The sequence below is a fragment of the Streptomonospora wellingtoniae genome, assembly GCF_031845375.1.
GTDB lineage: Bacteria > Actinomycetota > Actinomycetes > Streptosporangiales > Streptosporangiaceae > Streptomonospora > Streptomonospora wellingtoniae.
In genome coordinates this window covers 1-5,428 of the sequence record NZ_JAVREK010000048.1, presented here as the reverse complement: position 1 = coordinate 5,428, position 5,428 = coordinate 1, and the positions used below count along the sequence as shown (strand labels likewise).

The 5,428-nt window shown below is 74.2% G+C and carries 4 protein-coding genes; all 4 read left to right on the top strand.

Going from position 1 to position 5,428, the window contains the following annotated elements; translation table 11 throughout:
• Positions 1-220: 220 nt before the first annotated feature.
• The 4 genes from RM446_RS24505 (at position 221) to thiD (ending at position 5,325) form a co-directional block, all read left to right on the top strand.
• Positions 221-1,909, top strand: coding sequence for an AMP-binding protein (locus tag RM446_RS24505; protein WP_311547813.1), 1,689 nt, complete (start codon positions 221-223; stop codon positions 1,907-1,909).
• 113 nt (positions 1,910-2,022) lie between these two features.
• A complete protein-coding gene (locus tag RM446_RS24500) occupies positions 2,023-3,096 on the top strand; it encodes a serine/threonine-protein kinase (RefSeq protein ID WP_311547812.1) in 1,074 nt (357 codons plus the stop codon).
• A 234-nt stretch (positions 3,097-3,330) separates the two neighbouring features.
• Positions 3,331-4,293: a DUF368 domain-containing protein gene (locus tag RM446_RS24495; protein WP_311547811.1), complete on the top strand. Its 963-nt coding sequence runs from the start codon at positions 3,331-3,333 to the stop codon at positions 4,291-4,293.
• Between the two features lie 216 nt (positions 4,294-4,509).
• Complete coding sequence (gene thiD / locus RM446_RS24490) at positions 4,510-5,325, top strand: bifunctional hydroxymethylpyrimidine kinase/phosphomethylpyrimidine kinase (RefSeq protein ID WP_311547810.1); 816 nt, start codon at positions 4,510-4,512, stop codon at positions 5,323-5,325.
• Positions 5,326-5,428: the final 103 nt, after the last annotated feature.

Sequence of the window (5,428 nt, the reverse complement as noted above, 5' to 3'; positions counted from 1 at the left end):
TGGCAGACTGGGTGTCCAACGGAGCTCCTGCTGAACGGTGATCTTGGTCGACACGGTTCTAGCAGGAGCTCCGTCTTGTTTCAGGCGATTTGACACATGCGCGCCACGCCTTAACTACACGGCATTGGATCTAGCCCACCCCCGGCCTGCTGTGATGCGCCCCATAGAGGCACCATCGGTCGCTATGGCATTTCTCGGGTAGACCGCAGCTGGGGGACCCATGAAGGAGACGGCCACAAGCATCGCACGGGCCCGCCGCACCGCGACCAGAGTCGGGCGCGGTAGGGCCGACGCCCGCCGCGACGGCGACCGGCGCCTCACGCTCGCCGGGCTGCTGCGCGCGGTCGCCGCAACCGTGCCGGAACGCACGGCCCTCACCGACGGCTCGCGCAGCCGGACCTACGCCCGGCTCGACGAGCGCGCCGACCGCCTGGCGGCGCACCTCGCCGACTCGGGCACCGCGCCCGGGGCCCACGTGGCGATCCTCGGCGGCAACCGCATCGAGTGGCTGGAGGCGTTCTTCGGCGTGCTCCGCGCGGGCGCGGTCCCGGTGAACCTCAACCAGCGCTATATCCGCACGGAACTCGAACAGGTGATGGCCGACTCCGGCGCCACGGCCCTGATCGCCGAGCGGTCGCACGCCGCCCGGCTGCTGGAGGGCGGCTCGCGCCTGCCCGCGCTGCGCCACACGGTCCTCGTCGACGACGGCAGCGCCCCCGGCGCCTGGGAGGAGGGGTACGCCCCGGTGCTCGGCGCCGCCGATTACGCCGACGCTCTCGCCGCCGCCCCGCGGGCGTCCTCCCCCGACGCCGACCGCGACGCCGTCGACGACGCCCGCTACCTGCTCTACACCGGCGGTACCACCGGAAGCCCCAAGGGTGTGCTGTGGAGCCAGGCCGACCTGTTCCGCGCCGCCCTGGAGCGGCGCGGGCGCGGTCATCCGCGCGCGTCGGGCCCCGAGGAGGTCGCCCAGCGCGCGCGGGACCGCTCCCCTGTGCGTCTGCTGGTGCTGGGACCGCTGATGCACGCCGCCGGGCAGTGGAACGCGCTGTCCGCCCTCTTCGCCGGCGGCACCGTCGTGCTCTCCGCCGACGCGGGCTTCGACGCGGACCGGGTCGTGCGGCTGGCCGAAGCCGAGCGGGTGCACACTGTGCAGGTCGTCGGCGACGCGATGGCCCGGCCGCTGGCCCACCGCCTGGCCGGGGAGCCGGAGCGCTGCCCCGACCTGGCCGTTCTCACCTCCGGCGGCACCCCGCTCACGCCCGCCGTACGGCGGATGTGGCGCGCCTGGCGGCCCGGCCTCACGATCAACGACAGCTACGGGGGCTCCGAGACCGGGGTCTGCGGCGCGGCCGGCGGCGTCGCCGAAGCGCCCTTCACGGTGGGCGCGAGCGTGGCGGTGCTCGACGAGCGGCTGCGACCGCTCCCCCCGGGGTCGGACCGCATCGGCCGCATCGCCCGCACCGGGCGCATCCCGCTGGGCTACTACGCCGACCGCGAGGCGACGGCGCGAACCTTCCCCGTCGGCCCCGACGGCCGCCGCTGGGCGCTCTCCGGGGACTTCGGCACCGTCGCCGAGGACGGCGGCGTCACCCTCCTGGGCCGGGGCTCGGCCGTCATCAACACCGGCGGCGAGAAGGTGTTCGCTGAGGAGGTCGAGTCCGTGGTCAAGTCGCATCCCGGAGTGGCCGACGCGATCGTCGCCCCGGCCGGGGAGAGCGCCCTCGACGCGGACGGGCTGCGCCGGCACTGCCGCCGGCACCTCGCCGGGTTCAAGGTCCCCCGCAGCGTGCACCTCGTCGACCGCGTGCGCCGCACGGCGGTCGGCAAGCAGGATTACCGCTGGGCGGCGGGCCTGGTGGGTTCCTGCGCCCCGCCCGCGGCGCTGCGGCCGGACGAGGCGCGCTGACCGCCGCGCAGCCGCGGCGCGCACGCGCCCCGCACCGCGCTTCTCGAACCGTGTCCAACCGGTGACGGCCGCACCGTCCACAGCGACGCCGCCTAGCGCTATGGTCTGTGGACATGGCCCCCCGCGTTCTCGCCGACCGCTATCGGCTGATCGAGCCGATCGGCCACGGCGGCATGGGCACCGTGTGGCGCGCCGCGGACGGGCTCCTGCACCGCGAGGTGGCGATCAAGGAGATGCGGGCCTCCCCCGAGCTGGACCCCAGCAAGCGCGAGGAGCTGCTGGCCCGGACCATGCGCGAGGCCCGCATCTGCGCCGGGCTGAGCACCCATCCGGGCATCGTCACGATCCACGACGTGATGCAGGAGGACGAGCGCCCTTGGATCGTGATGGAGCTGGTCTCCGGGCGCGGGCTGGACCGGGTCGTGGCCGAGGAGGGCCCCCTCCCCCCGCGCCGCACGGCCGGGATCGGCCGCCAGCTGTTCGCGGCGCTCGACACGGCGCACCGGCACGGTGTGGTCCACCGCGACGTCAAGCCAGCCAACGTCATGCTGCTGTCCGACGGGCACGCGATGCTCTCCGACTTCGGCATCGCGGTCTCCGACTCCGAGGACAAGCTGACGCTGACCGGGCGGCTGCCCGGCTCGCCCGGCTATGTCGCGCCTGAACGCCTGCGCCACGGCGTCAAGTCCCCGGCCGCCGACGTGTGGGCTGGGCGCGACCCTCTACTTCGCGGTGGAAGGGCGCTCGGCCTTCGAGCGCACGACCACCGCGTCCCGGCTGACCGCGCCGCTGGAGGACACGCCGGACCCCCCTCAGCGCGCGGGGGCTTTGAGACCCGTCCTCAACGGGATGCTTCAGCCCGATCCCGACCACCGGTTGGGCGACGGCGACCTGGACTCGGCGCTGGAGCGCGTGGCCAACGGCTCGGGCACCGAGGACCTCACACCCACCCAGCTCGACGTCTCGGGAGAGCTCGCCGAGGCCGGCTCGGCTTCGGAACCCGACCGGCGTCCGCCCCCTGCCGCGACGCCGGCGGCGATGGCCCAGCCGGGCCTGACCGCGGCCGCCGGACCGGGGCCAGGCCCGGCTGGACGAGGCTCCTGGTGTCCGTGGTCATCGGCGTCGTCACCCTGATCCTCGCTCCGCTGCTCGTGGAGTTCCTGGCCAGCATGCTGCTCGGGAAGTAGTTCCGCCGCCGCGGCCGGGCGGGAGCGCGACGGCACTCCGCCTCCTCCGGCGCCGGTTCCCGCTCCCGATCGCCCGAGCCCCGGGTCCGGACTCTGCGGTCGCTTCCGCGGCCGCCGAGCGCCGCCCGCGGACCTAGACTCGAAGCACTTTCCAACACCGGCCCCGACCGCGCCGCTGCGCGGGCGGGCCGCGCTCTTCGACCCACCGCTACCCGACCAGACGAAACCGGAGTCATGGCCAAGACAGTCGGTATGCACATAGTCAACGGTGTCCGCGGCGCACTGATCGGCACGGCCGAAGTGGTACCCGGGGTCAGCGGCGGTACCGTCGCGCTGATCGTCGGGATCTACGAGACCCTCATCACCTCGGCCGGACACGCCGTCAGCGGCGTACGCATGGCGGCCGCGGACCTGGTCAGGGGGCGCGGACTGCGGCGCGCCGGCGGCGAGTTCGCCAAGGCCGACTGGGGCGCCGTCATCGCGGTGCTGATCGGCATGGTCTGCGCCGTGGCGGTGGCGGCGACGTTCCTGGCCCCGGTGGTCGAGCGGGAGCAGCAGCGTTCCTACGCGTTCTTCTTCGGCCTGGTGCTGGCCTCGCTGTGGGTGCCATACCGCGGCTCGGGCCGCGCGTGGAAGGCCGGCCACTACCTGCTGGCACTGGCCGCGGGCGCCGGCGCGTTCGTGCTGACCGGCCTTCCGCCGGCCCACCTGGACCCCAACCCGCTGGTCGTCATGGCGGCCGCCGCGGTGGCGATCTGCGCGCTGGTGCTTCCCGGGGTCTCGGGGTCGTTCATCCTGCTGACGATCGGCCTCTACAGCTCGACCATGGGCGCCGTCCACGACCGCGACCTGGGCTACCTCGGCACGTTCATGGTCGGTGCGGTCATCGGGCTGGCGTTCTTCGTCAAGCTGCTGCAGCTGCTCCTCGACCGCTACCACCACATGACGCTGGTGGTGCTGACCGGGCTCATGGCCGGCTCACTGCGTGCGCTGTGGCCCTGGCAGGAAGAGGACCGCACACTGCTGGCACCCGAGGGGGACGTGTGGTGGACCACCGCGCTCATGGCGCTCGGGTTCGCCGCCGTCGTCGCCGTGATGCTGGCCGAGCGCGCCGTGCGCGACCGCCGCGGGCACGACGGTCCCTCCCCCGGCGAGCAGGGTCCGGTGCACGCGGGAGGGCCCGCCGAGCGGCTCTGAGCAGCGCGCGGCCCGCTCCGGACCGCGGCCGTGATCCGTTCGGAGCCTTTTCGCCGTGAGCGCGGAATGTGCAGGCACGCGCGGGCGGGTACGACGTCAGTGAGGGCGGGTCGTCCGGCGTGCCCTCGGCCGCCGTCCTCCGGCCCGCCCTGCGCGCGGACCGGCGGCGGTCAGGCGGCGCGACCCCGACCGGCCCGGAGCAGCGAAGGAAGGCACGTGAGGACCTGCAACATCCTGTCCATCGCCGGCAGCGACCCCAGCGGCGGGGCCGGCATCCAGGCGGATCTGAAGACGTTCTCGGCCCTCGGCGGCTACGGCATGAGCGTCGTCACCGCGCTCACCGCCCAGTCGACCGTGGGTGTGACCGGGGTGCAGGGCGTCCCTCCGGAGTTCGTCACCCGCCAGCTCGACACCCTGCTGACCGACGCGCAGGTGGACGCCGTCAAGATCGGCATGCTGGTCGACGCCGGAGTGATCGGGGCGGTGGTGAAGGCGCTGGATGCCTATGACCCGCCGCACGTGGTGGTGGACCCGGTGATGGTGGCCAAGAGCGGCGACCGGCTGCTCGCCCCCGAGGCGATCGCGGCGGTGCGCACCGACCTGCTGCCGCGCGCCGACCTGGTCACCCCCAACCTACCGGAGGCGGCCGAACTGCTCGGCGAGAACGAGCGCCGCGACCTCTCCTCCATGCGGGAGCAGGCCGAACGGCTACTGGAGCTGGGCGCCAAGCGGGTGCTGCTCAAGGGCGGCCACCTCAGTGGGCAGAGCAGCACCGACCTCCTGGTCACTCCCGACGGATTGACCGAGACGTTCTCGGCCGAGCGCATTCCCACCCGCAACACGCACGGGACGGGCTGCACGCTGTCCTCGGCGATCGCAGCGCTGCTCCCGCAGCGGCGCAGCTTCTCCGAGGCGGTGCGCGACGCCAAGGACTACCTCACCGAGGCGCTGCGCCACGCCGACGAGCTGGACGCGGGCCGCGGCAAGGGGCCGGTTCACCACTTCTACCGCTGGTGGGGCTCGGGCGCCTGACCGCGGCGCCGCGCCGCATTCCCGCGAGCGGTCGGCGCACGGTGCAGCGGCGGCGCCCGCCGCGCCGGCGGAAAGGGCGGGGCCGGAGGGGGCGGCGCGGGGG

Excerpts from the sequence above, each read along its gene's own strand:
- RM446_RS24505 (WP_311547813.1), top strand. The coding sequence starts at position 221 with ATGAAGGAGACGGCCACAAGCATCGCACGGGCCCGCCGCACCGCGACC.
- RM446_RS24500 (WP_311547812.1), top strand. The coding sequence starts at position 2,023 with ATGGCCCCCCGCGTTCTCGCCGACCGCTATCGGCTGATCGAGCCGATC.
- RM446_RS24495 (WP_311547811.1), top strand. The coding sequence starts at position 3,331 with ATGGCCAAGACAGTCGGTATGCACATAGTCAACGGTGTCCGCGGCGCA.